The following is a 20160-nucleotide window of genomic DNA, read 5'->3' as shown; positions in this document are numbered from 1 at the left end:
CCTGCCCCTTGGACATCACCCACAACGTCGCACTGATCACCGGAGGCGCCTCGGGCCTCGGCCTGGCGACGGCACGCCGACTGGTCAGAGCCGGCGGCAAGGTACTCATCGCCGACCTGGAGAACACGGACGGTGCACATGCCGCAGGCGAGCTCGGCAGCCAGGCCCGGTTCATCCCCACCGACGTCACGCGCCCCGAACAGATCACCGCGGCACTCGACGCCGCCGAGCAACTGGGCCCCCTGCGCGCGGTGGTCACCTGCGCGGGCATCCTGTCCGCCTTCCGCATGGCACGGAAGGCGGACAACCATGCCCAACTTGCCGAGTTCCGCAGGGTCGTCGAGGTCAACCTCTTCGGCACGTTCAATGTGGTCGAGCTCGCCGCACAGCGCATAGCGGCTCTTCACCCCGTCGCCGGCGAACGCGGCGTCATCATCACCACTTCCTCTGTGGCCGCGTTCGACGGGCAGATCGGACAGGCCGCCTACTCGGCATCCAAAGCGGCCGTCAGCGGCATGACCCTGCCCGTCGCGCGGGACCTCGCCGGGCATCTGATCCGTGTGGTGAGCATCGCTCCGGGCCTGTTCGCCACGTCCATTCTCGCCGGTCTGCCCGATCACGCACGAGCGACGATCGGCAGCCAGGTCCCCCACCCGGCACGCCTGGGCGACCCGGACGAATACGCGGCGCTGGCCGAACACATCATCGCCAACCCGATGCTGAACGGGGAGACCATCCGCCTCGACGGCGCGATCCGCATGGGGCCGCGCTGACGAGGAATGCGCGCCGACTGTCTCCTGCGGTGCGAGGGCCGCCCTGAGTGGGGACGCGGATCCGGACCCCCGGTTGACGTAGCCGGGCCAAGTGGGGGTGAGATGCGGCTGGTTGGCAGCCGTTACCGCGCCCACCCGGTGGCGGCCCCCGGCGCACCGCCGTTGATCACCAACTGGGAGCCGGGTTCGACCAGGATGTCCCGGTCCCGCATTTGGTGACAGCGCCGCTGGTCGAACGGGGGGTGAGAGCCTGTGGCGCCGGGGCCGAGCGGCGTCCCTGGGCCGGTCAATGTGTTCCCCTGACGGTTCGTGACGTGCTGGAGCCCTGCGGCGACTTCATCGCGCCGGACGGCGTGGTGGCTGTCGCCGTGTACGTGACGGTGCCCTGCGCGCCCTTCAGCGCGCCGGTGGCGGCCCGGATCCCCAGGTGCACGGCGTCGACGTTGGTCACCGGGATCTCGCCGTCGACCGTGCACACCGCGACGGCGCCCTCGGGCGTGCAGTTCGCCGGCCAGATGATGTCGGCCACTCCGGCGAGCCCGGAGACGTCGAGCGTCAACCGACCGTCGGTGACCGAGACGTTGCTGTTGTCGTGGTAGAGCCCGAGGTCGAGCGAGCGGGCCGGGGCCTCGCCGCCGTCGACGCCGAGCGGCACGTTCAGCTCGTACGGCGACTGGATCCACAGCGTGTCGGAGGCCGCTGCAGTCCCAGCTCCCAGGCCGAGCACCAACAGGCCCGCTACCGCGGTACCGCACGCTCCCAGCCTCAGGGCGCGGCCGACGGAGACTCTGTGCATTGCATCCCCCAAGGGTGTCGGGGAGCCGGACGCTCCAATTCCTCGACAAGTAGACGATCTTGAAGAGGGCAAGGTTGTACCGCTGTTGACCACGGCCGGGTCGACCGGCGACGACCGCGGTGGCCGCCCTCAACCCGCAGGACGGGACCGGCTCAGGAACCGTTCCCCCAGATCTCGCGTGTCCTCCTTTGTTGCCGACTGTTGCTGAGGGGGACTGGATGCGAGTTCGGACGCTGGTGAGCGTGGCGGTAACGACTTGCGTGGCGCTGGCGGCGTGCGCGTGTGGTCCGGAGAAGTCGGAAGAAGACACGTCCACGGCCGCGAAGCCTTCGCAGTCGTCCGAATCGGCGCGGCCCGAAAAACCGTCGGCCACGCCGTCCGCGTCCCCTCGGACCGAGAAGCCGTCGGCCGAGCCGACCGCGGACCAGCCCGCGCCCAGGACGAAGGAGGGCGCGATCCAGCGGTACGAGCAGTACCTCCACGCTGTGGGCCGTGAGGACATCAACACGGTCTGCGAAGTGGCCGGGCCCGCCGCGAAGCAGGCAGAGGACCAGGGCTTCGGCCCGTGCAAGTCGACGTTCGTCGTCACGTTCCAGATGATCTCGCCTGCGCAGAAGAAGGCCCTGCAAACTGCGACGGTCGATCCGCAGCGCGTCGCTGTGCCGGCCCCCGACAAGGTCGAGATCCCGACCGAAGCGATCAGGGCCTCCGTCACCTTCTCCGAGAGCGAGCTCGGCAGCAGCACCCTGGAGTACCTCAAGAGCAATTGGTACATCACCGACTGAAACCCTATCCGCCGTCCGCACAGCCGCATGGCGGACGGCTGGCTGATCCCCAGCCTCGCGGGAAGTGTGGTGCCGCCGGACCGGTCGACTGGGACGGGCTCGTGTGATGGACCCGCGCCGGCACCGGGCTGCTCAAGGAGTTGGAACTCCGCTGCCCGCCGCGACGGAGGCGAGGCCGTGAACGATCGCGCGCGACCGGCGCGGTCACCCGGCCGCGCCCCACCGCCCCGGCGCAGGTCATGGTGACAGCCCTGCGGCACCAGGGCACCCGCATCCATCCTTGACCTTGGAATCGGCATCACGTTGGTTGCTGGACCACCAGGAGAAGCTCAGCAAGGACCTGGCCGTACTCGGCTGCTCGGCCCTGGTGGCCGCGGTCCGGCAGGCCGCCCCGTCAGGAAGCATCGCGTGACGTAACTCCCCTTCATCTGAAGGATGTTGACCCACTGGCGGGTCGGCAGAACGACTACAGCTGAGGCAACAGACCCGACATCACGGCGCGCGGCAGCGACGGGTTTGCGGCTGCGGCTTCCACCACCTGCCGGTCGGTTTCAGTGAGCAACTCCGCGATGACGTGCGGTGGAAGGGCCGGGTGGCCGGCGGCGAGGGGGCCGGCCTGCTTGTCTGCCAAGCAGTTGTGCAGCGCGGTCCTCACAACCCCGCCATCGGAACGACGGCGAATTACTCGGCACCGCACCGCTCAAGTTCCACTGCAGCGGAACGCTTTCGGCGCCTGACGTCATGGCGGTGGGGAACCCGTCCACGCCTCGCGGTCGGCGCTTCAGGAATCAGCGAAGAGTCCAAGTCCCGTTACACATTCGTCCATGGAGCCGCTAGGTGCGAGCGAGTACAACCTGTGTGGTAGGAGCCCTGAGGGAATGCCACGGCGCACCCTTCAGGTGAACGGTGGCGTGGACGAAGCCTCCCCATGACGCGCGCCTCCTTCTCCGGACAGTGCGTCCTCGCAGTCATCACTCCTTGCGGCTGCGGTGAATCTGCGAGCCCCTGATGCCCCACACATCGAGAGAGGGACAGCACATGTCACGCCGAACCACCTCAACTCTTCATCGCTGTGCCATTGTTGGCGCAGCTGCGAGTCTGCTCGCACTGACTCCGCAGGCCGCGTCTGCGGCCGTGGGCGGCGGCAATGTCTCCATAGGATGGTCGATCCCCAACGTCCCGGCCGACGGGATGAGCAACATCACCTTCCCCATCACCGTGAACCCCGAGACGGCGCACCAGAGCGGCATCTACTTCGCCCAGCAATTCGACTTCGCGCACGCCTTCGGCTATACCGGCCTCCAGCCACGGGAGAACAGCGGCGGTCACGAGCGGCTCTCGGCACGGTTCTCCACCTTCACCGACGGAGCGACCACGACCGACCCGCTCTGCCATGCCGGCGCCGACGGCGGGCCTGGCGTGACCTGCGCGGTGGACTTCGACGCCGTCTACGGCCACCGGTACGACATCAAAGTCGAACGGACCGGGACCGATACCTGGAAGGGAACTGCGACGGACTCGGTCACCGGTGTATCAGTGCACCTGGGTTCCTGGAACCTGCCGTCGGGCAGCGGAAAACTCCAGGGCTCACAAGGCGGTTTCGTGGAGTACTACGCCGGGATCCCGAGTTGCGCGGAAATGCCCAGGTCCGATGCCGTGTTCGGCGGTCCGACCACCACGGACGCGGGCGGCCTGAGCGGCACGTCCAGAGCCAACTACGAGTACAGCGACTGTGTCGGCACGTCCAACTACCACGCCGAGAACGACGGGACCGGAACGCACGTGACCCGGGGCTTCATTTCGTAGCTGCTGTCGTGGGCCTGCCACTGCACCACCATCAGGGCCGACTCCCCACCGTCGGAGACGTTCGGCTACCGCCTCACGTGACGCTGTCGGCGCGCAGGATCAGATCGAGCAGGCCGGGGAAGCGTGCGTCGAATTCCTCGCGGCGCAGCCGGTTGACCCGCTTGGGCCCTTCGTCGCGCTGCTCGAGCAGCCCGGCTCCGCGCAGGACCGTGAAGTGGTGGCTCTTCGCAGCCTTGCCGACGGGTACGTCGAAGCTGCCGCAACTGCGTGTCCAGTCGGGAGACGAGGCCAACTCCCGGATCAGTTCGATGCGTACGGGGTCGGAGACCGCGGACAGCGCGGTGAGGACAGAGACCTCGTCGGGGTGCGTGTGGACCGGTGCCGGGCGGTGGCTTCCTCCGGTGGCCTGGTCCGACATACCCCGCTCCTCGCTGCTCGGCACACGGTGGGACGCACCGGATGGCCCTTGTCGCTTGCTTAGTGTTCGATGTGCATCATACGCTCTCGGTGTTCGGTTTTGATTGAACACTTGGCGAGGGGAGCGTTCTGGCATGCGTGCAGTCGAGTTCCGGGAGTACGGCGGTCCGGAGGTGCTGGAGGTCGTACAGGCCGACACGCCTGAGCCCGGGCCGGGGCAGGTCACGATCGACGCAGCGTACGTGGGCGTGAACTTCGCCGACCTCAAGGCGCGCGCCGAGGGGTATCGGGTGGACGCGCTGCCGTTCCGGCCGGGACTGGAGGCTTCGGGGCGGATCCGCGCTGTCGGGGAAGGGGTCGAGGGACTGCGTCCCGGGCAGGAGGTCGCCGCGCTCGTCGACGGCGGCGCTTACGCGGAAGTCGTAGTCGCCGACGCGGCCACCGTCTTCCCGCTCCCCGACGGTTTGGACCTGCGCACCGCTGCCACGCTCCCCACCGTACTGCCGACCGCCCACGCCCTGCTCCACGAGGTGGGCCGGCTGCGTGCCGGTGAGAGCGTTCTGGTGCACGGGGCCGCCGGTGGGGTCGGGACGGCGGCCGGGCAGCTGGCCCGGGCAGCCGGTGCCGGTGCGGTGTACGGAGTGGTGTCCACCGCGGCCAAGGCCGAGTACGCCCTCAAGCACGGCTATGACGAGGTGTTCCTCACCGACTCCTTCTCCGATGGCGTCCGCCGGGCTACCGGCGGCGCGGGCGTCGACCTGGTGCTCGACCCCGTGGGCGGCGACACCCTTCGCCGCGGCCTCGACGCGCTCGCCGTCTTCGGACGGCTGGTGTCCTTCGGCAACGCCAGTGGGGCGGAGCCCTGGCAGGTCGGACAGCCCGAGTTGTATGCGCAGGGCCGTTCCGTCAGCGGCTTCTCCATCCTGGCGCTGGCACAGTCGGCCCCCGCTGCGCTGCGTGCGCTGGCCGAACGTGCCTTCCGTACCGCCACGGACAACACCGTGGCGCTGCCCGTGACCGCGGAGTTCGCGCTGTCCGACGCCGCCGGGGCCCACCGGCTGATGGGCGGGCGTACGTCGACGGGCAAGTTGCTGCTGCGCGTGGCCGACTGACCGCGCCCGATCGCACGCCGCACACGAACCATGGAATGCAGACAGAGAATTGAAGCAGAGCAGTATGGCCCGGGGGTTCTCCGCGGCGACGGGGCAAATACCGGCACCCGGACTCGTGCTGGGCGGGGTGTGCGGCATCCAGTTCGGAGCGGCCTTCGCACCCCGGGTCTACCCCCAGGTCGGCGCCGCGGGCGTCGTGTTCCTACGCCTGCTGATCGCGGGAGTGCTGCTCTGTCTGCTGTGGCGCCCTCAGCGGCAGGCGCTGAGCTCGGTCAAGGGCGCCTGGGGCACGGTGATCGCGGCCGGCGCCCTGGTCGCGGGACACCACCTTGCGTTCTACGAGGCGGTCGACCACATCCCCCTGGGCGCGGTGGCCACGATCGAGTTCCTCGGCCCGTTCGCCATCGCGCTCGCCGGCTCACGGCGGGCCATCGACCTGCTCCCCGCGGGCATGGCGGCCGGCGGCGTCATGCTGCTCGGTGGCGGAGGTGTCCCCCTCGACCTGGTGGGTCTCCTGCTCGCCGCGACAGCCGCCTGCTGCTGGGGCGGCTACATCCTCGTCTCCGCCCGCATGGCGCGACGCCTCAGCGGCGGCCAGGGTCTGGCCCTGGCCGTGGTGTGGGCGGCGGTGCTCACGGCGCCGTACGGCATGGCCCAAGGTGGCACCGCCCTGCTCGACCCGGGCGTCCTGGGGGTGGCGGCGCTCGTCGCGGTCGCGTCGAGCGTGCTGCCGTACTCCCTCAACCTGGAGGCCCTGCGCCGGATGCCGCCCCGCGTGTTCGGCGTCCTGACAAGCCTGGAACCGGCGGCCGGCGCGGTGTTCGGACTGGCCATCCTCGGACAACAACTCGCCTGGGCGCAGTGGCTCGGCATCGCCGCGGTGGCCCTCGCGTCCGTTGCCGCGACCTTCCTCGGAGCGGGGCAACGCAAGGCCTCACGGGTACGGACCAGGGAAGGCGGCACAGCAGGAGCAAGCCGTGCTGCCGACAGAGTCCCGCTGACGCCCAGTCGGCAAACGACGGGAGTTCACGCGCTCGCTGCTCCGCTCCGGCCACAGGAGGCGCCGGACCCCCGGATCGGCTTTCCGCGGCCTGCACAGTCAATCTGACCCGCCGCTTCTTCTGCGAACCCTGACATCAGTCCTGTCTGGCGAAGGGAAAGAAGAAGGGGAAGGAGCCAGCCAGGCACCAGCCTCCTGGCCGGAAGCGATACTCCCTAGTCCCGGGGCGCGCGCAATGCGTTGGAGAGCGCGCTCATGCTGATGTCGATGATCGTGTGGAGCTGATTCCGACTCGCTCCGGCCCTGCTCATAACGGCCAGTGACTGGTTGACGGCCGCGATGTGCACGGCGAAGTCTTCGGCGTCGCTGTCAGCCAACTTCGCGGCGATCAAGGCGGTCCGCAGCCGCGCACGCTGAAGGCCCAGAGCTTCGATCGCGCGTGCGGCGATGTTGGGGCTCAGTACCGGTGTCGCCATCGCGGTTTGGGCGACCAGGCATCCGTCCGGCACGTCGGGGTCGGCGATGCGCTTCAGTGTGACGTCGAAGAACGCCCGTACTGCCTGCAGTGGCTCTGCGGACGCACCTGAGAGGGCCTGGTCGTACCTTTCTCCATACCGCGAGGCGTAGCGGTCCAGGCAGCGCACATAGAGCGATTCTTTGTCGCCGAGTGAGGAGTAGATAGAACTGCGGTTCAATCCGGTAGCCCTGCAGAGGTCGTCGACAGATGTGTCGGCGTATCCGGCTCGCCAGAACTGGACCATCGCCGCATCGAGCGCGATGTCCACGTCGAACTGCTTCTTCCCGGCCATCACGCATGCACCTCGTCCCTGAGCCGAGCCGCTGTCGGCCCTGCCATCATATCTTGAACTAGGTAGTCCAAGATGCGTTAGCCTTGAGCCATGACTGACGCTGCGACCACCACGAACCGTTCTTCCGGCCAGATCCCGATCTCCGAGTTGCCGCTGCACGACCTTGCGCACTTCACTCACCGCTGGGTCGACGCGGACGGCATCCGACTTCATGCCGTGGAAGGCGGTCAGCCGACCGGCCCTGCCGTCGTCCTGCTCGCCGGATTCCCACAGACCTGGTGGGCTTGGCGCAAGGTGATGCCGGGCCTTGCCGAGCAATTCCGCGTGATCGCAATCGACCTGCCAGGGCAGGGCCACTCCGACCGCCCTCACGGCAGCTACGACACGCATACGGTCGCTTCGCGCATCCAGGCTGCGGTCACCGCGCTCAACGTGCCGAAGTACTGGCTCGTCGCCCACGACATCGGGGCCTGGGTCGCCTTCTCGCTGGCCCTGAAGTACGAAGAGCGCCTGCACGGTGTCGCTCTGCTAGACGCCGGCATTCCCGGCATCAGCCTCCCGGACGCCATCCCAACGGATCCCGACCGGGCCTGGAAGACCTGGCACTTCGCGTTCCACCTGGTGCCCGGTCTTCCCGAGACACTGCTCGCCGGTCGCGAGCGTGACTACGTCAGCTGGTTCCTGAAGGCCAAAGCACTGTCCCCGACCACGTACGACAGTGCCGAGATCGACCATTACGCCGCCTCCATCGCGGCAGAGGACGGTCTTCGAGCGTCTCTCTCCTACTACCGCGACGCCGCGGAATCAGCCCGCAAAAATCTCGACGCTCTCGGGCGACAGCACTTGACCATCCCGGTCCTGGGAATCTCCAGCTCCCACGGCTCGATCCCGGACATGGCCGCTTCCCTCAGCCCCTGGGCCGACAACGCAACCGGTGTCGTCATCCCAGACGCCGGACACTTCATCCCTGACGAGCAGCCCGCGGCGGTTGTGGACGCGTTGACTGCGTTCATCGCTCACGAGCGTGTCGGGTAGTTCGAGCATCACCACGGCGCTTCGGGGACCCACGAGGCGCCCGGAGGATGCCGGTGCCGGGCGCTGAGACGGTGGGGTGCTGGTCACGGCCCGGACTGATCGATTCCAGCAGCATCGCGATGGGCAGGCCCTCGCTGCCGCTACCGAAGAGCATGGCCAGGGCGGGCAGCCGGTGAGGTTGAGGGATGGCGGCGGTTTGGATGTGAGAAGTAGGCACCATCTGCCCGCTGATGGTGACGAGTGAGGCCATGTTCGTGGGTGGGGACCGGCAGCGCGGGCAGCAAAAGCACGTCATAGATGCGGAAGTACGCGTCGGCTCACGCCTGCAAATCGATACCTCGATACGCGACTAGCCCTAGTGGGTGGGTGACTCGTCGGCGAGTTGGTTGTTGCGGTCGATCTCCGGCATGTGTGTCTCGGCCCATCCCCGCAGGGCGGAGAGCGGTGTTTCGAGGGACAGGCCGAGCCCGGTGAGCCGGTAATGGACGGCAGGCGGCACGGTGGGTTCCACGCGGCGCGCGACCAGGCCGTCGCGGACCAGGCTCTGCAGAGTGACGGACAGCATCTTCTGTGAGATGCCCGGGATACGGCGCCGCAGTTCCGCGAAGCGGAGTTCGTCCGGAGCCTCTTCGGCCAGCACCTTGACCGCCATCGACGTCCACTTGGTGCCGATGCGGTCGAGTAGCTGGCGGGTCGGGCAGCGCGGATCCAGCAGGTCACCGCGCTCACCGGGCCGCTGGTCACGTCCGCTGGACCTCGACGTGGTCACCCGGAGCTCACCACCTGATGCGAAAGTGCCGTCTTGGGCCGACCAGGCTAGTTCCCTAACGTGACCTTGTCACCATCGCTCACCGAGTACCTGGAGCACCCCATGCCCGAGCTTCGACGCATCCCCGTCAACAGTGTCGAACTGAACGTCGCCCTCGCCGGATCCGGCCCGGCCGTCCTGCTGCTGCACGGCTTCCCGCACACCTGGGAGCTGTGGACGGACGTCATCGCCGATCTGTCCGGCCGCTACCGCGTCATCGCACCGGACCTGCGCGGGTTCGGCGCGAGCAGCCGGGCAGGCTCCGGGTACGACGCGGGCACCCTGGCCGAGGACGCCGAAGCGCTTCTCACCGCGCTCGGCGTGTCCTCGGCCGCTGTGGTGGGCATCGACGCGGGCACCCCGCCGGCCTTCCTCCTCGCCCTGCGCCGCCCCGGTCTCGTCCGGCGCCTGGTCGTCATGGAGTCCCTGCTGGGCAGGCTGCCTGGTGCCGAGGGCTTCCTCGCCGACGGGCCGCCGTGGTGGTTCGGCTTCCATTCCGCCGCGCCCGGACTCGCCGAGACCGTGCTGGAGGGCCACGAGGCCGATTACGTCGACTGGTTCTTGCGCGCCGGCACGCTCGGCGACGGAGTGCGCCCCGCCGTCCGGGACTCCTTCGTCCGCGCATACACCGGTCGGCAGGCGTTGAGCTGTGCGTTCTCGTACTACCGGGCCCTGCCCGAGAGCGCGGTACAGATCGAGCAGGCAGTCGCCGCTGCCCGCCTGACAGTGCCGACGATGGCACTGGGCGCCCGGCCCCCGTCGGTGACGCACTGGAACGCCAGCTCCGCCCGGTCACCTACGATCTCACCGGACACGTCATAGAAGACTGCGGCCACATCATCCCGCTGCACCGGCCGCACGCCCTCCTCACGCTGCTGCGTCCGTTCCTGGCCGGTGAGGACGCCAGAACGGCGTGACCGGAGCGAGGGCCCGAGGGCTACAAGGCGAGGCATGCTGACACCGGGCCCTGACGACTCGGGACGACAAGTCGGCGGTCCACTACGACGCTACCGCCATCGTCGCCGCTCTCAACGAGTGGCTGTGACCAGCACATTCGAGACACGCTCCAGAAGAGTCGCCCGGCCGAAAGCTCGGGCTGCGCGAACCACCCCGCGAGCAGGCGACCAAGCGGGGGTCAGCCATGTACCCGCGCCCTTCGCCGAGGCAGTTCGGGACTACTGGGCCCAACTACCCAACCGGCCTACCGTCTCAGCCCCCTGGAGCGTCTCGTTCCCGCCCTGAACGCACTGCGTCGCCGATCGGACGCCCCCTTCGCTCCGGGCGGATCCGTGCCGTCACCCGTCATACAGATCTGCACCGGGAACCCCGAGCAGCTGCCGCCTCCACGTCATCTCCGCCTCGCTGAGGGGGACTTCGAGGCACAACCGCTCGGGATGGCCCGGGGGCGGCCCGGCGACGATCACGTCGTCCGACTCCCTGGTCGGCGGGATGTAGACCCAGATCTGGCCGAAGGCGACCAGCGCATACGCGACAGATCGCAGGTACCGGGCAAGGAGGATGCGCATGTTCCCCAGCCTGCCCACCGTCGCCAAAGCCGCACCAAAGGCGGAGGGCCCCAACGCATTTCGGCCAATCGGCACACGTACGCAGTTTCCCCGATGTGCGGACAGCTGCGGCGCCTCGACAGTGGCTGGAGTCGGAACACGAAAGTACGTTCCCCCTACCGCATGAGGTAAAGATGCACTATGAGCTGCTCGGTCCGCTCCGGGTCTCCCACGGCGGACACGGTTACTCTTTGAGCGCCCCCAAGATGGAGATGACACTGGCCACGCTGCTCGTCGGTGCCGGGCGTGTCACCACGAAGGAACAAATCATCGAGGAGCTCTGGGGGTCGGGGCCGCCGCGGCGCGCGTCTGCCGCCGTCCATGTCTATCTCTCGCAGCTGCGGAAGTTCCTGACCGCCGCGGGGGACGATCGGGGCAGTGCCATCACCACCAAACCGTCCGGCTACCTGATGCGGCTGGACGGCTCCGGCTACGACGTCGACGACTTCCGCGCGGCCATGCACGAAGGCCGCTTCCTCCACCAGGCCGGCCGGTTCGAGGCCGCCCTCGACGCCTTCGGCCGGGCGCTGTCGCTCGTACGCGGCCCGGTGCTCGACGGCACTCCCGAGGGCCCGGTGCTGACCCGCTTCGCCACCTGGGTGGAGGAGGAGCGGCTCGCCTGCCTGGAGCTGTCCGTGGAGGCCAGTACGGCGCTCGGCCGGCACCGCGAGGTCATCAGCCTGCTGAACACCCTCACCGCCGAGTACCCGTTGCGGGAGTCCTTCTACCGCCAGCTGATGCTGGTGCTGTACCGCTCGGAGCGGCAGGCGGAGGCGCTCCAGGTGTACCGCTCCGCACAGCGCGTCCTCCGGTCCGAACTGGGCCTGGAGCCCTGCCGGTCGCTGCGCCGGCTGCACCAGGCGATCCTCACCTCTGACCGGCTCCTCGATCTCCCCGTGGCGAGCTGACGGTGGCCACGGAGCGTCAGGGCACCTGGCTGCGCCGCTACCACGAAACGGATGCCCGGGCGGAGCTCATCTGCTTTCCGCACGCGGGCGGTTCCGCCGGGTTCTGGTATCCCCTCTCCGCAGCCGTCCTCCCCGCCCTGGGTGTACGCGCCGTCCAGTACCCCGGCAGGCAGGACCGGTATCGCGAACCGGCCATCCGCGATCTGCACCGGCTCGCCGACCAGATCGCCGAGGCGCTGAGCGACGGTCCGCCGCCGGCCGGGCCACGGATCTTCCTCGGCCACAGCATGGGGGCCTCCCTCGCCCACGAAGTCGCCCTGCGGCTGGCCGGGACGCCGGACCGCGGCCCGGTGGCGCTGCTCGTGTCCGGCCGCCGGGCGCCGTCCCGCACGGTGGCCGGCGCGGAGCGGCTCGACACCGACGCGGCGCTGCTCGCCAGGGTCCGCTCGCTGGGCGGCACCGTGCCCGCCGTGCTGGACGACCCCGAGCTGCTCGACCTGATCCTGCCGGCACTGCGCGGGGACTACGCGGGGCTCGCGGCCTATGTGCCGTCCGCGAGTGTGTCCCTGGCGTGCCCGGTCGTGGCCCTGACCGGCGACAGTGACCCGGAGGCTCCGGTCGAGGACGTGCTCGCGTGGCGTGATCACACCACCGGTCCCTTCGAGCTGCAGGTCTTCCCGGGCGGGCACTTCTTCCTGGCCGACCACCTGCCGGCCGTCGCGGACCTCGCCGTCGCGCTGTCGGCCGCCGCCCCGGCGGGCCGGCGGTAACGCCGTCATGAGCGGGTCAGGAAGCCTGCTGGCCATCAGCGATCTGCATGTGGCGTTCGACGACAACCAGGCGGTGTTGGACGGACTCCGCCCCGACCACCCGGACGACTGGCTGCTGGTGGCCGGTGACGTGGGCGAGATATCCGGCGACATCGGCCGCGCCCTGGAACTGCTGAGCCGGCGCTTCGCGAAAGTGGTGTGGGTGCCGGGGAACCACGAGCTGTGGACCCATCGGCAGGACCCGGTGACCCTGCGGGGCCGCAGCCGGTACGAGCATCTGGTGCGGATCTGCCGGGACCTGGGCGTGCTGACGCCGGAGGACCCCTATCCCGTATGGCGGAGCCCGACGGGCCCGGTCACGGTGGCGCCGCTGTTCGTCCTGTACGACTACACCTTCCGGCCGTCCGGTACGAGGACCCGGGCCGAGGCACTGGAACGGGCCAGGGCGAGCGGGATCGTGGGCACCGACGAGGCGCTGCTGCACCCCGATCCGTACCCCTCGATCGACGCGTGGTGCCGGGCGCGCCTGGCCCTGACGGAGCGCCGGCTCGCGGCTCTCGCCCCCGGCACCGAAACAGTGCTGGTGAACCACTTCCCGCTGGTGCGCGAGCCCACCCGCATCCTGCGTCATCCGGAGTTCGCGCTCTGGTGCGGCACCAGGGCCACGGCCGACTGGCACACCCGGTTCAACGCCCGGGCCGTGGTGTACGGACATCTGCACATCCCCCGCACCACCTGGTACGACGGGGTCCGGTTCGAGGAGGTGTCGGTGGGCTACCCCCGCGAGTGGCGCCGGCGCGGCAACGGACCGTGCGGGCCGCGGCTCGTTCTGCCCGGCCCGGACGCGGCCACCCGGGTGGGCGGGCCGGAGGTACTGCGGTGATCGCCGCGCTGCTGCCGCCGGGGGCCGTGGGGGCCGAGGCATGTGGCGATCCACCGGAGGCCCGGCTCCATCCGGCGGAGGAGGCCGCCATGGCCCAGGCGGTGGAGTCGCGCCGCAGGGAGTTCACGACCGTGCGCCACTGTGCCCGCGCGGCTCTGAGCGAACTGGGTTTCCGTTACGAGCCGTTGGTACCGGGGCACCGGGGCGCGCCCGGCTGGCCGGAGGGTGTCGTCGGCAGCATGACGCACTGTGCCGGCTTCCGGGCGGCCGCGGTGGCCCGGGCGGAGGTGCTGGCGTCGCTGGGCATCGACGCCGAACCCGACCGTCCTCTGCGGCCCGGCATGCTCGCCTCGGTCTCCCTTCCGGCGGAGCGCGAACGCGTGGCCGAGCTGGCCGCGCACCGCCCCGGCCTGGCCTGGGACCGGCTGCTGTTCAGCGCCAAGGAGGCGGTGTACAAGGCGTGGTTCCCGTTGACCGGGCTGCTGCTCGACTTCCCGGAGGCGGAGATCCGGATCGACGCCGGGGGTACGTTCCGGGCGGTGCTCCTGGTGCCCGGCCCCGTGGTCGGGGGCCGGGCGGTCGGGGTCTTCCACGGCCGGTGGGCGGCCGGCGGCGGGCTGCTGGCCACCGCGATCGGGGTGCCTCAGCCCGCCAGGGCCATCAGCCGGACGAGCGCGGCACGGGAGTTCACGCCCAACTTGCTGTAGATGTGCGTCAGATGGACGTCCACGGTGCGCGGGCTCACCCGCAGCCGGCCGGCGATGTCCTTCGTCTTCAGCCCCTCGCCCGCGAGTTCGGCGACCTCCCGCTCCCGCAGCGTCAGCTCACCCAGACCGCTGTCCTCCCTCCTGCCCGTCAGCCGGACGGCGGACCGGGCCAGTTCCCGAGCGCGCGCACCTGCCGGGCTGGCGTCGCCGAACAGCCGCTGCGCCTCCTCGTAGCACCGGGCGGCCTCCGCCGTCAGCTCCCGGCCCATCAGGGCATGGCCGCGGGCCAGCAGCGCGTGCCCGCTCTGCTCGACCAGCCCCACGGCGGACGCCGCCTCCGTCGCCCGCTCGGCCCAGGCGTCCAGGCTGTCCGCGCCGGCCTCCGTCTGCACCGCCGCCGCGGCAAGGAGTTCGTAGTTCCGGGCGGCGAACACGGCCACGGGCTCGGAGACCCGCCAGGCCTCCCGCTCGGGCAGCAGGAGCGCCAGTGCGGTGCCGGCCTCGCCCGAGGCGAGCGCGGCCTCGGCGAGGAGCAGGGCGTTGAGCGGCGTCCGGGGTTTCGGGGCGGCCGGGCCGGAGGATCCCGTCGCGGCGGGGCGCGGGGAGGTCCGGCCCAGCTGGGCCCAGGCGGCGGCGGTGATCGCGTCCGCCAGGGCCACGTGGTCGCCGCGCCCCATGGTGCGGGCGGCGGCGCTGCCCTCCTGGACGGCGCCCAGGGCGTCGGCGAGCCGGCCGCTCTGGTAGTGCACATAGCCGAGCGTGTCGAGCAGCGGCGGCAGGAAGTGCACGTCGCCGCGACCGCGTACGGCGGTCAGTGCCCGCTCGGCATGGCCGTACGACGGTCCGTACCAGCCCATCAGTGCCTCGGCCCAGCTCAGGACCAGCAGATAGCCGGCCTCCTGGTCCCCCGCCGGCCGTCCCGCGTCCAGTTCGTCCAGGGCGTGGGCGGCGGCGTCGAGGGACATCTCGGCCGCGCACATGTCGCCGTCGAGCACGGCGCACAGCCCTGCGAGGCTGAGGGCTCCGCCCAGGGTGACCGGGTCGGCGCCGTCCGTGCGGTGCACGACCACCTCGACGTCGGTGCGGGCCGGGACCTGGCCGGCGAGCACCTTCCCGAGCTGCTGATGGACCCGGAGGAGCAGTCCGGCGCCGGGTGAGGCGGCCTGCGCGGCGGGGAGTTCGGCGGCCAGCAGCGCCTGCGCCCCCTCGTCGTGGCCGATCGCCGCGAGCACGTCGGCGAGGAAGGCGACCGTGCGGGCGCGGACCTCGGGTGTCCGTCCGTCGGGTCCCGCTAGCACGTCGACCCGGAGCGCGACGATCCGCTCGGCGTCGCCCTCGACGGCCAGGGCCCGTACCACCTGTTTCCACAGTTCGGTGCCGGCGGGACCGGCGCCGCGGACGTTGCCGGTCCTGCGCCACAGGCGCAGCGCGGACGTCAGCCAGTGGGCCGCCTCCGCTGCTCTGCCGGCCTGCACACAGGCGCGCGCGGCGGCGGCCAGGACCTCGCCGTCGGCCGGCCGGACCCCGGATCCGGCGCGCTCGATGTGCGGGGCGATGTCGAGGGCCGGGAAGCCCAGCCGGGCGAACCGGTCACGGGCCCGGCGGTGTGCTCCGGAACGCCAGCAGGAGTCGGCGTCGGCGTACAGGCATCCTCTGAGCAGCGCGTGCCGGAACGCCAGCACGCCGGGCCGGTCCGTCGAGCGGACCAGGTCGCGGCGCCGCAGTTCGGAGAGCGCCCGGCAGGCCTCGTCCCGGGACGCCTCGGCCACCTCGGCGACGGCGTCGATGTCGAAGACGCTGCCGAGCACCGCCGCCGCGTGCACCACCGTGCGGGGCATGTCGGCGAGGAGCGCCGTCTCGGCGAGCAGCCGGGCCCCGAGCGAGCTGGACGTCCAGAGGTCGAGGGCGTCCCCGGTCAGGGCCCCGGCCTCGGCCAGGGCGGTGATGTAGAGCGGGTTGCCGCCGCTGTGCGCGTGCAGGTGCGGCAGTTCCGGGGCGTCGGGGTACAGGCCGAGCACCTCGGCGCACCGGTGCGCCGGCAGCGCCCCGAGGTCGACGGTCTCGACGGCGCCCAGTTCGCCGCCCTGCTGGAGGACCGCGCGCAGGGCCACGGGGGCCTGCCGCGGCCGGTGCGCGACGACGACCATCAGTCCGCCGTCGACGGGCCAGCGGATCAGGGTCTCCAGGAGCCGCGCCGAGCCGGGGTCGGCCCAGTGGAAGTCGTCGAGAACGAGCAGTGCCCCGCCGGGGGACGCGGCGGGCCCGGCGGCGAGCAGACTGCGCACTCCGGCGAAGAACGGGGAGCGCCAGACGGACTGTTCGGCGCGGGGCGGAACGTCCGTGAGCGCCTCGACGAGCGCCGCCGTCGCCGCGGCTCCGGCTCCGGCCTCTTCCGCTGCGCCCTGCCAGATGGCCAGTGCCTGTACCAGGGGGTGGAAGGGCACCTGCGCCTCCGCCTCGGAGCAGCGGCCGTGGAGGACGGCGAGCCCGTGCCCCCGGGCCTCCTGGGTCAGTGCGGTGAGCAGCCTGGTCTTGCCGACTCCCGGGTCGCCCGTCAGTTCCACGATGGCCGGCCGCCCCTCGCGGGCCGCCCGGACGAGTGCCGTCAGCCGCGCCAACTCGGCGGCGCGTACGGTCACTCCGGTGTTCGGCCCGGTGATGGTGGTGATGCCCATGTCGCAGGTTCCCTTCCCCCGGTCTGAATTCCCGCGCTCTCGACGCTGAGAGACACCCAACAGCTGTGACCCTCGCCAGAGTAGGCGCGGGTGACGGGATGAATCGTTCTGTAACAGAACGTTCATGGACTGCTCCGGAAGCGCGCGGCCGGTGGCCTTAGGAGTGCTTTAGACGGCCCCGGCAGCCTGGCCACCGTCCGAACCCCCTCGATCCGCAGTCCAGTCGGTCCAGCTGAGGAGCCGCCCGTGCCCACGCCCCGGGACCTGCCCGCCCATCGCGCCGTGCGGCGCCTGTCCCTCGGAAATCTCGGCGAGGTGCTGGTCGATCTGCACGAGGGCGAACTGATCGTGCGCCAGCTGGATCTGGTCGTCGCCGGGACCGGCCGTCATCTGCGGCTGGTCCGCGAGTACCGCAGCCATTCCTCGGCGAACCTGGGATTCGGCACCGGCTGGTCGTACTCCGCCGGCCCCGGCTTCGAACCGGACACCGAGGGCGAACCGGTGACGTTCACCGACGCCCGGGGCCGGGTGGTGACCCTTCACCGTGACTCCGACGGTCTGGTGTCGAAGATCGTCGATCCGCTGGGGGCCGAGGCGGCGTCGTTCGTGTACGACCGTTCGGGACGGCTGCAGCGGCACACCGGGGCGGACGGGGGCACCACCGCCTTCCTCTGGGACGCGGACGGGCGGCTGGTCGGCATCACCGATCCGCTCGGCGAGGCCGTGGGGATCGCCTACGACGGGATGTTCGCCGTCTCGGAGCTCTCCTGGACCGGGCCGGGCGGCAGGGCCCGTACGGCATTCGACTACGGGCCGGACCGCACCCTCGTCACCGGGCCGACCGGTCTGTGCACCGGCTATGTCTTCGACGCACAGGGCCGGCCGACGGCGATCGAGGACCCGTCGGGTCATGTCAGCAGCCGGACCCTGGACGCGGACGGGAGGCCGCTCTCCGTCACCGACGCGGCGGGCGCGACGCTCACCCACACCTTCGACGAAGTGGGACGCCCGACCTCGCTGCGGCTGCCGACCGGCGCCCTCTCCCGGGCCTCGTACACCTCGCTGGACGGCGGCGGGACGCTCACCACGCTGCGTGATCCGCTGGGCAACGAACTCCTGCTGGAGTACGACGCGTCGGGCCGACTGGTCCGCAGCCGCACCCCGGGCCGGGACACGGACGTGGACACGCGGAGCTACGACCCGGTCCACGGCGCGCTCACCGGGATCGTCTACGGCAACGGTGCCACCACCCGCTTCGGTTACGACGAGGACGGTGACCTCACCACCGTCACCCCGCCCGCCCCGCTCGGGCGCACGGTCTTCGGGTACGACGGATTGTCCCGGATCACCTCGGTGACCAGTGGGGCCGGTGACCGCATCGGCTACCGGTACGACCCGGCGGGGCGGCTGACCGAGGTCACGGACGAGAACGCGGGCCAGACGCTGCTGGTGCTCACGCGCGACGCGCTGGGCCGGGTGGTCCGCAAGGCCGGGCCCGCCTGGTCGTACGCGTTCGACTGGGTCAGGACGGCACGCGGCGACCGTCCCGCGGTCTCGGTGCGCACCGAGGAGGCGGACTCCGCCCCCGAGCGGATCGCCTCGGAGTACGACTCCGCGGGAGCGCTGACCTCGTTCACCACCCCGGGCGGCACCACCCGTTACACGCTGGACGACGCGGGCCGTGCCGAGTCCGTCACCACGCCGGCCGGCCGCACGGCCCGGTTCGTCCTCGACGCGGCCGGACGTCCCGTACGGATCGAACTGGGCGCGGCGGTACAGGAGATCCGCTACGACGCCTCCGGTCGCAGGACCGCCCTGACGGTGCGCGGGCCCGGGGGCGAGAGGCTGCTGTCGGCGGAGTACGGCTACAGCTCGGGCGGCGGCGCCGACAGCGATGTGCTGCGATCCGCCGTACTGGACGGCGAGTTCACCGGCTTCGCCTACGACGGGCTCAAGCGCCTCGTGCGCGCCGGTGACGCCGAATTCGCCTACGACGACGCCCATCATCTGCGCCGGCTGGGGGCCACGGAGTTCACCCTGAACGAGGCCGGCCAGGTGGTGCGGTTCGGCGACACCGCGTTCGCCTACGACGGCGCGGGCAACTTCACCGAGGAGACCGACCCGACCGGCTCGTTCCGCTACAGCGCCACCAACCAGACCCTGACCGGTGTGTTCGGCGGCGTCCAGGTCGTGGACGTGCGCTACGACGGGCTGGGCCAGGAGACACCGCGGCACATCACCGAGACCACCGTGGACGGACGCACCGTCGTTCATGTGCTGACCCACTCACCCCTGGGCATCGTGCGGACGACGGACGACGGAGTGCCGACCGACTATGTGCGCACACCCGACGGCAACCTTCTCGCCGTTCTCACGGACACAGGGCGCCACTACTGGGCGGTGACCGACCAGCAGGGCTCCGTGCTCGCGCTGATCGACGAGGAAGGCACCGTCGCCGCCCGCTACCGCTACACCGCGCACGGCGCGGTCACCGCCTCGGGTGACGCGGCGACGGTGAACCCGTTCCGCTACCGGGGCGCGTACCAGCTGCTGCGCAGCGCGCACCTCCTCGACCACCACCTCTACAACGGGTTCTGGGGGCGCTTCACCCAGCCCGACCCCACCGGCGTGCAGTACGCCCCCTACACCTTCTCCGACAACGACCCGGTGAACAGCGGGACATGGACCCGGCACGGATTCTGGTCCGTCCTCGCCCGCCCGCACGTGCCCGCCCCGGCGCTGTTCTTCCCCCCGTCCGGTTCTCCGGACGAGGCGGCCACCGCCGCGGCCGACGCCTTCACCGGCCCGGGTGCCCTCCTCGCCACCCCACCCCTGATCGCCTGGGCGCCACCGTCCCGGGATGTCCGTCCCCTTCATCGAGAGGAACCGTCAGATGGCTGACCAGATCGTGCTGCGCGTACCGCGGGAAGTCGTGGTCAAGGTGGTCGACGACGTCGAGGTCGCCGATCCCAGCACCGGCCAGACCGGCACGTTCGACGACGAACTGTACGACGAGGACGGGAAGCTGATCGGCACCTCGCACGGCTCGTTCCGCATCGAGTACATCCGGCCGGGAGACGGCGGGCTGCTCACCTACTACACCGAGGACATCACCCTCGACGACGGCACCATCCACGCCGAGGGGTGGGCGGACTTCAACGACGTGCGCACCAGTGAATGGGTGCACTATCCCGCGACCGGGACGAGCGGCCGCTACGAGGGTCTGCGCGGCTTCCGCACCTGGCGCATGACCGGGGTCCGCGCCTCCGCCGAGGCACGGATCCTGCTGTCCGACTGAGCCCTGTTCGAAC

18 protein-coding genes and 2 pseudogenes are annotated in these 20160 nt (G+C 70.7%); 13 read left to right on the top strand and 7 right to left on the bottom strand.

Annotated features, from left to right (window positions below):
- Positions 1 to 8 precede the first annotated feature (8 nt).
- Entirely contained in the window at positions 9 to 773 is a 765-nt protein-coding gene (locus tag ACWIGU_RS42375; RefSeq protein WP_454407208.1) for an SDR family NAD(P)-dependent oxidoreductase, read from the top strand.
- A 286-nt stretch (positions 774 to 1059) separates the two neighbouring features.
- Here ACWIGU_RS42375 and ACWIGU_RS42370 read toward each other — a convergent pair whose 3' ends face one another.
- Complete coding sequence (locus ACWIGU_RS42370; RefSeq protein WP_454407207.1) at positions 1060 to 1569, bottom strand: hypothetical protein; 510 nt, start codon at positions 1567 to 1569, stop codon at positions 1060 to 1062.
- 242 nt (positions 1570 to 1811) lie between these two features.
- Between ACWIGU_RS42370 and ACWIGU_RS42365 the strand changes: the two genes are divergently transcribed.
- On the top strand, positions 1812 to 2354 hold the full coding sequence (locus ACWIGU_RS42365) for a hypothetical protein (protein ID WP_454407206.1): 543 nt from the start codon (positions 1812 to 1814) through the stop codon (positions 2352 to 2354).
- Between the two features lie 466 nt (positions 2355 to 2820).
- Here the strand turns inward: ACWIGU_RS42365 and ACWIGU_RS42360 are convergent.
- A pseudogene (locus ACWIGU_RS42360) lies at positions 2821 to 3000 on the bottom strand (hypothetical protein); the annotation flags it as partial.
- Between the two features lie 545 nt (positions 3001 to 3545).
- Here ACWIGU_RS42360 and ACWIGU_RS42355 point away from each other — a divergent pair.
- Positions 3546 to 4160: a hypothetical protein gene (locus ACWIGU_RS42355; protein WP_454407204.1), complete on the top strand. Its 615-nt coding sequence runs from the start codon at positions 3546 to 3548 to the stop codon at positions 4158 to 4160.
- Between the two features lie 73 nt (positions 4161 to 4233).
- On the opposite strand, the gene ACWIGU_RS42350 is transcribed toward ACWIGU_RS42355, so the two are convergent.
- Positions 4234 to 4578: an ArsR/SmtB family transcription factor gene (locus ACWIGU_RS42350; RefSeq protein WP_406110604.1), complete on the bottom strand. Its 345-nt coding sequence runs from the start codon at positions 4576 to 4578 to the stop codon at positions 4234 to 4236.
- A 133-nt stretch (positions 4579 to 4711) separates the two neighbouring features.
- Between ACWIGU_RS42350 and ACWIGU_RS42345 the strand changes: the two genes are divergently transcribed.
- Positions 4712 to 5689, top strand: a complete 978-nt coding sequence (locus ACWIGU_RS42345; RefSeq protein ID WP_454407203.1) for a quinone oxidoreductase family protein — start codon at positions 4712 to 4714, stop codon at positions 5687 to 5689.
- A 49-nt stretch (positions 5690 to 5738) separates the two neighbouring features.
- On the top strand, positions 5739 to 6797 hold the full coding sequence (locus ACWIGU_RS42340; protein WP_454407202.1) for an EamA family transporter: 1059 nt from the start codon (positions 5739 to 5741) through the stop codon (positions 6795 to 6797).
- Between the two features lie 107 nt (positions 6798 to 6904).
- Here the strand turns inward: ACWIGU_RS42340 and ACWIGU_RS42335 are convergent, their stop codons facing one another.
- Positions 6905 to 7498, bottom strand: a complete 594-nt coding sequence (locus ACWIGU_RS42335; RefSeq protein ID WP_454407201.1) for a TetR/AcrR family transcriptional regulator — start codon at positions 7496 to 7498, stop codon at positions 6905 to 6907.
- A gap of 90 nt (positions 7499 to 7588) precedes the next feature.
- On the opposite strand from ACWIGU_RS42335, the gene ACWIGU_RS42330 reads away from it, so the two are divergent.
- Complete coding sequence (locus tag ACWIGU_RS42330; RefSeq protein ID WP_454407200.1) at positions 7589 to 8533, top strand: alpha/beta fold hydrolase; 945 nt, start codon at positions 7589 to 7591, stop codon at positions 8531 to 8533.
- Positions 8534 to 8888: 355 nt separating this feature from the next.
- On the opposite strand, the gene ACWIGU_RS42325 is transcribed toward ACWIGU_RS42330, so the two are convergent.
- Entirely contained in the window at positions 8889 to 9302 is a 414-nt protein-coding gene (locus ACWIGU_RS42325) for a winged helix-turn-helix transcriptional regulator (protein ID WP_454407199.1), read from the bottom strand.
- A gap of 102 nt (positions 9303 to 9404) precedes the next feature.
- Between ACWIGU_RS42325 and ACWIGU_RS42320 the strand changes: the two are divergent.
- Positions 9405 to 10258: pseudogene (locus tag ACWIGU_RS42320) on the top strand (alpha/beta fold hydrolase).
- A 378-nt stretch (positions 10259 to 10636) separates the two neighbouring features.
- Here the strand turns inward: ACWIGU_RS42320 and ACWIGU_RS42315 are convergent.
- A complete protein-coding gene (locus ACWIGU_RS42315) occupies positions 10637 to 10867 on the bottom strand; it encodes a DUF6059 family protein (RefSeq protein WP_454407198.1) in 231 nt (76 codons plus the stop codon).
- Positions 10868 to 11097: 230 nt separating this feature from the next.
- On the opposite strand from ACWIGU_RS42315, the gene ACWIGU_RS42310 reads away from it, so the two are divergent.
- The 4 genes from ACWIGU_RS42310 (at position 11098) to ACWIGU_RS42295 (ending at position 14174) form a co-directional block, all read left to right on the top strand.
- Complete coding sequence (locus ACWIGU_RS42310) at positions 11098 to 11814, top strand: AfsR/SARP family transcriptional regulator (RefSeq protein WP_454407197.1); 717 nt, start codon at positions 11098 to 11100, stop codon at positions 11812 to 11814.
- Positions 11811 to 12584 carry a thioesterase II family protein gene (locus tag ACWIGU_RS42305; RefSeq protein ID WP_454407289.1) on the top strand — a complete coding sequence of 258 codons (774 nt, stop codon included), beginning with the start codon at positions 11811 to 11813 and terminating at the stop codon, positions 12582 to 12584. The genes ACWIGU_RS42310 and ACWIGU_RS42305 overlap by 4 nt, the downstream gene beginning before the upstream one ends.
- A gap of 7 nt (positions 12585 to 12591) precedes the next feature.
- On the top strand, positions 12592 to 13467 hold the full coding sequence (locus ACWIGU_RS42300; RefSeq protein WP_454407196.1) for a metallophosphoesterase family protein: 876 nt from the start codon (positions 12592 to 12594) through the stop codon (positions 13465 to 13467).
- Between the two features lie 89 nt (positions 13468 to 13556).
- On the top strand, positions 13557 to 14174 hold the full coding sequence (locus tag ACWIGU_RS42295; protein ID WP_454407195.1) for a 4'-phosphopantetheinyl transferase family protein: 618 nt from the start codon (positions 13557 to 13559) through the stop codon (positions 14172 to 14174).
- Here the strand turns inward: ACWIGU_RS42295 and ACWIGU_RS42290 are convergent.
- Positions 14111 to 16849, bottom strand: coding sequence for an ATP-binding protein (locus ACWIGU_RS42290; protein WP_454407194.1), 2739 nt, complete (start codon positions 16847 to 16849; stop codon positions 14111 to 14113). The two genes, ACWIGU_RS42295 and ACWIGU_RS42290, sit on opposite strands and share 64 nt — an antisense overlap.
- 246 nt (positions 16850 to 17095) lie before the next feature.
- On the opposite strand from ACWIGU_RS42290, the gene ACWIGU_RS42285 reads away from it, so the two are divergent.
- Entirely contained in the window at positions 17096 to 19750 is a 2655-nt protein-coding gene (locus ACWIGU_RS42285) for a DUF6531 domain-containing protein (RefSeq protein WP_454407193.1), read from the top strand.
- Positions 19743 to 20147, top strand: a complete 405-nt coding sequence (locus ACWIGU_RS42280; RefSeq protein ID WP_311313828.1) for an allene oxide cyclase barrel-like domain-containing protein — start codon at positions 19743 to 19745, stop codon at positions 20145 to 20147. The genes ACWIGU_RS42285 and ACWIGU_RS42280 overlap by 8 nt, the downstream gene beginning before the upstream one ends.
- Positions 20148 to 20160 lie beyond the last annotated feature (13 nt).

Source organism: Streptomyces sp. NPDC055400 (genome assembly GCF_053644375.1).
Note: the sequence above shows the minus strand (reverse complement) of the source record. Positions and strands in the feature narration are given on the sequence as shown.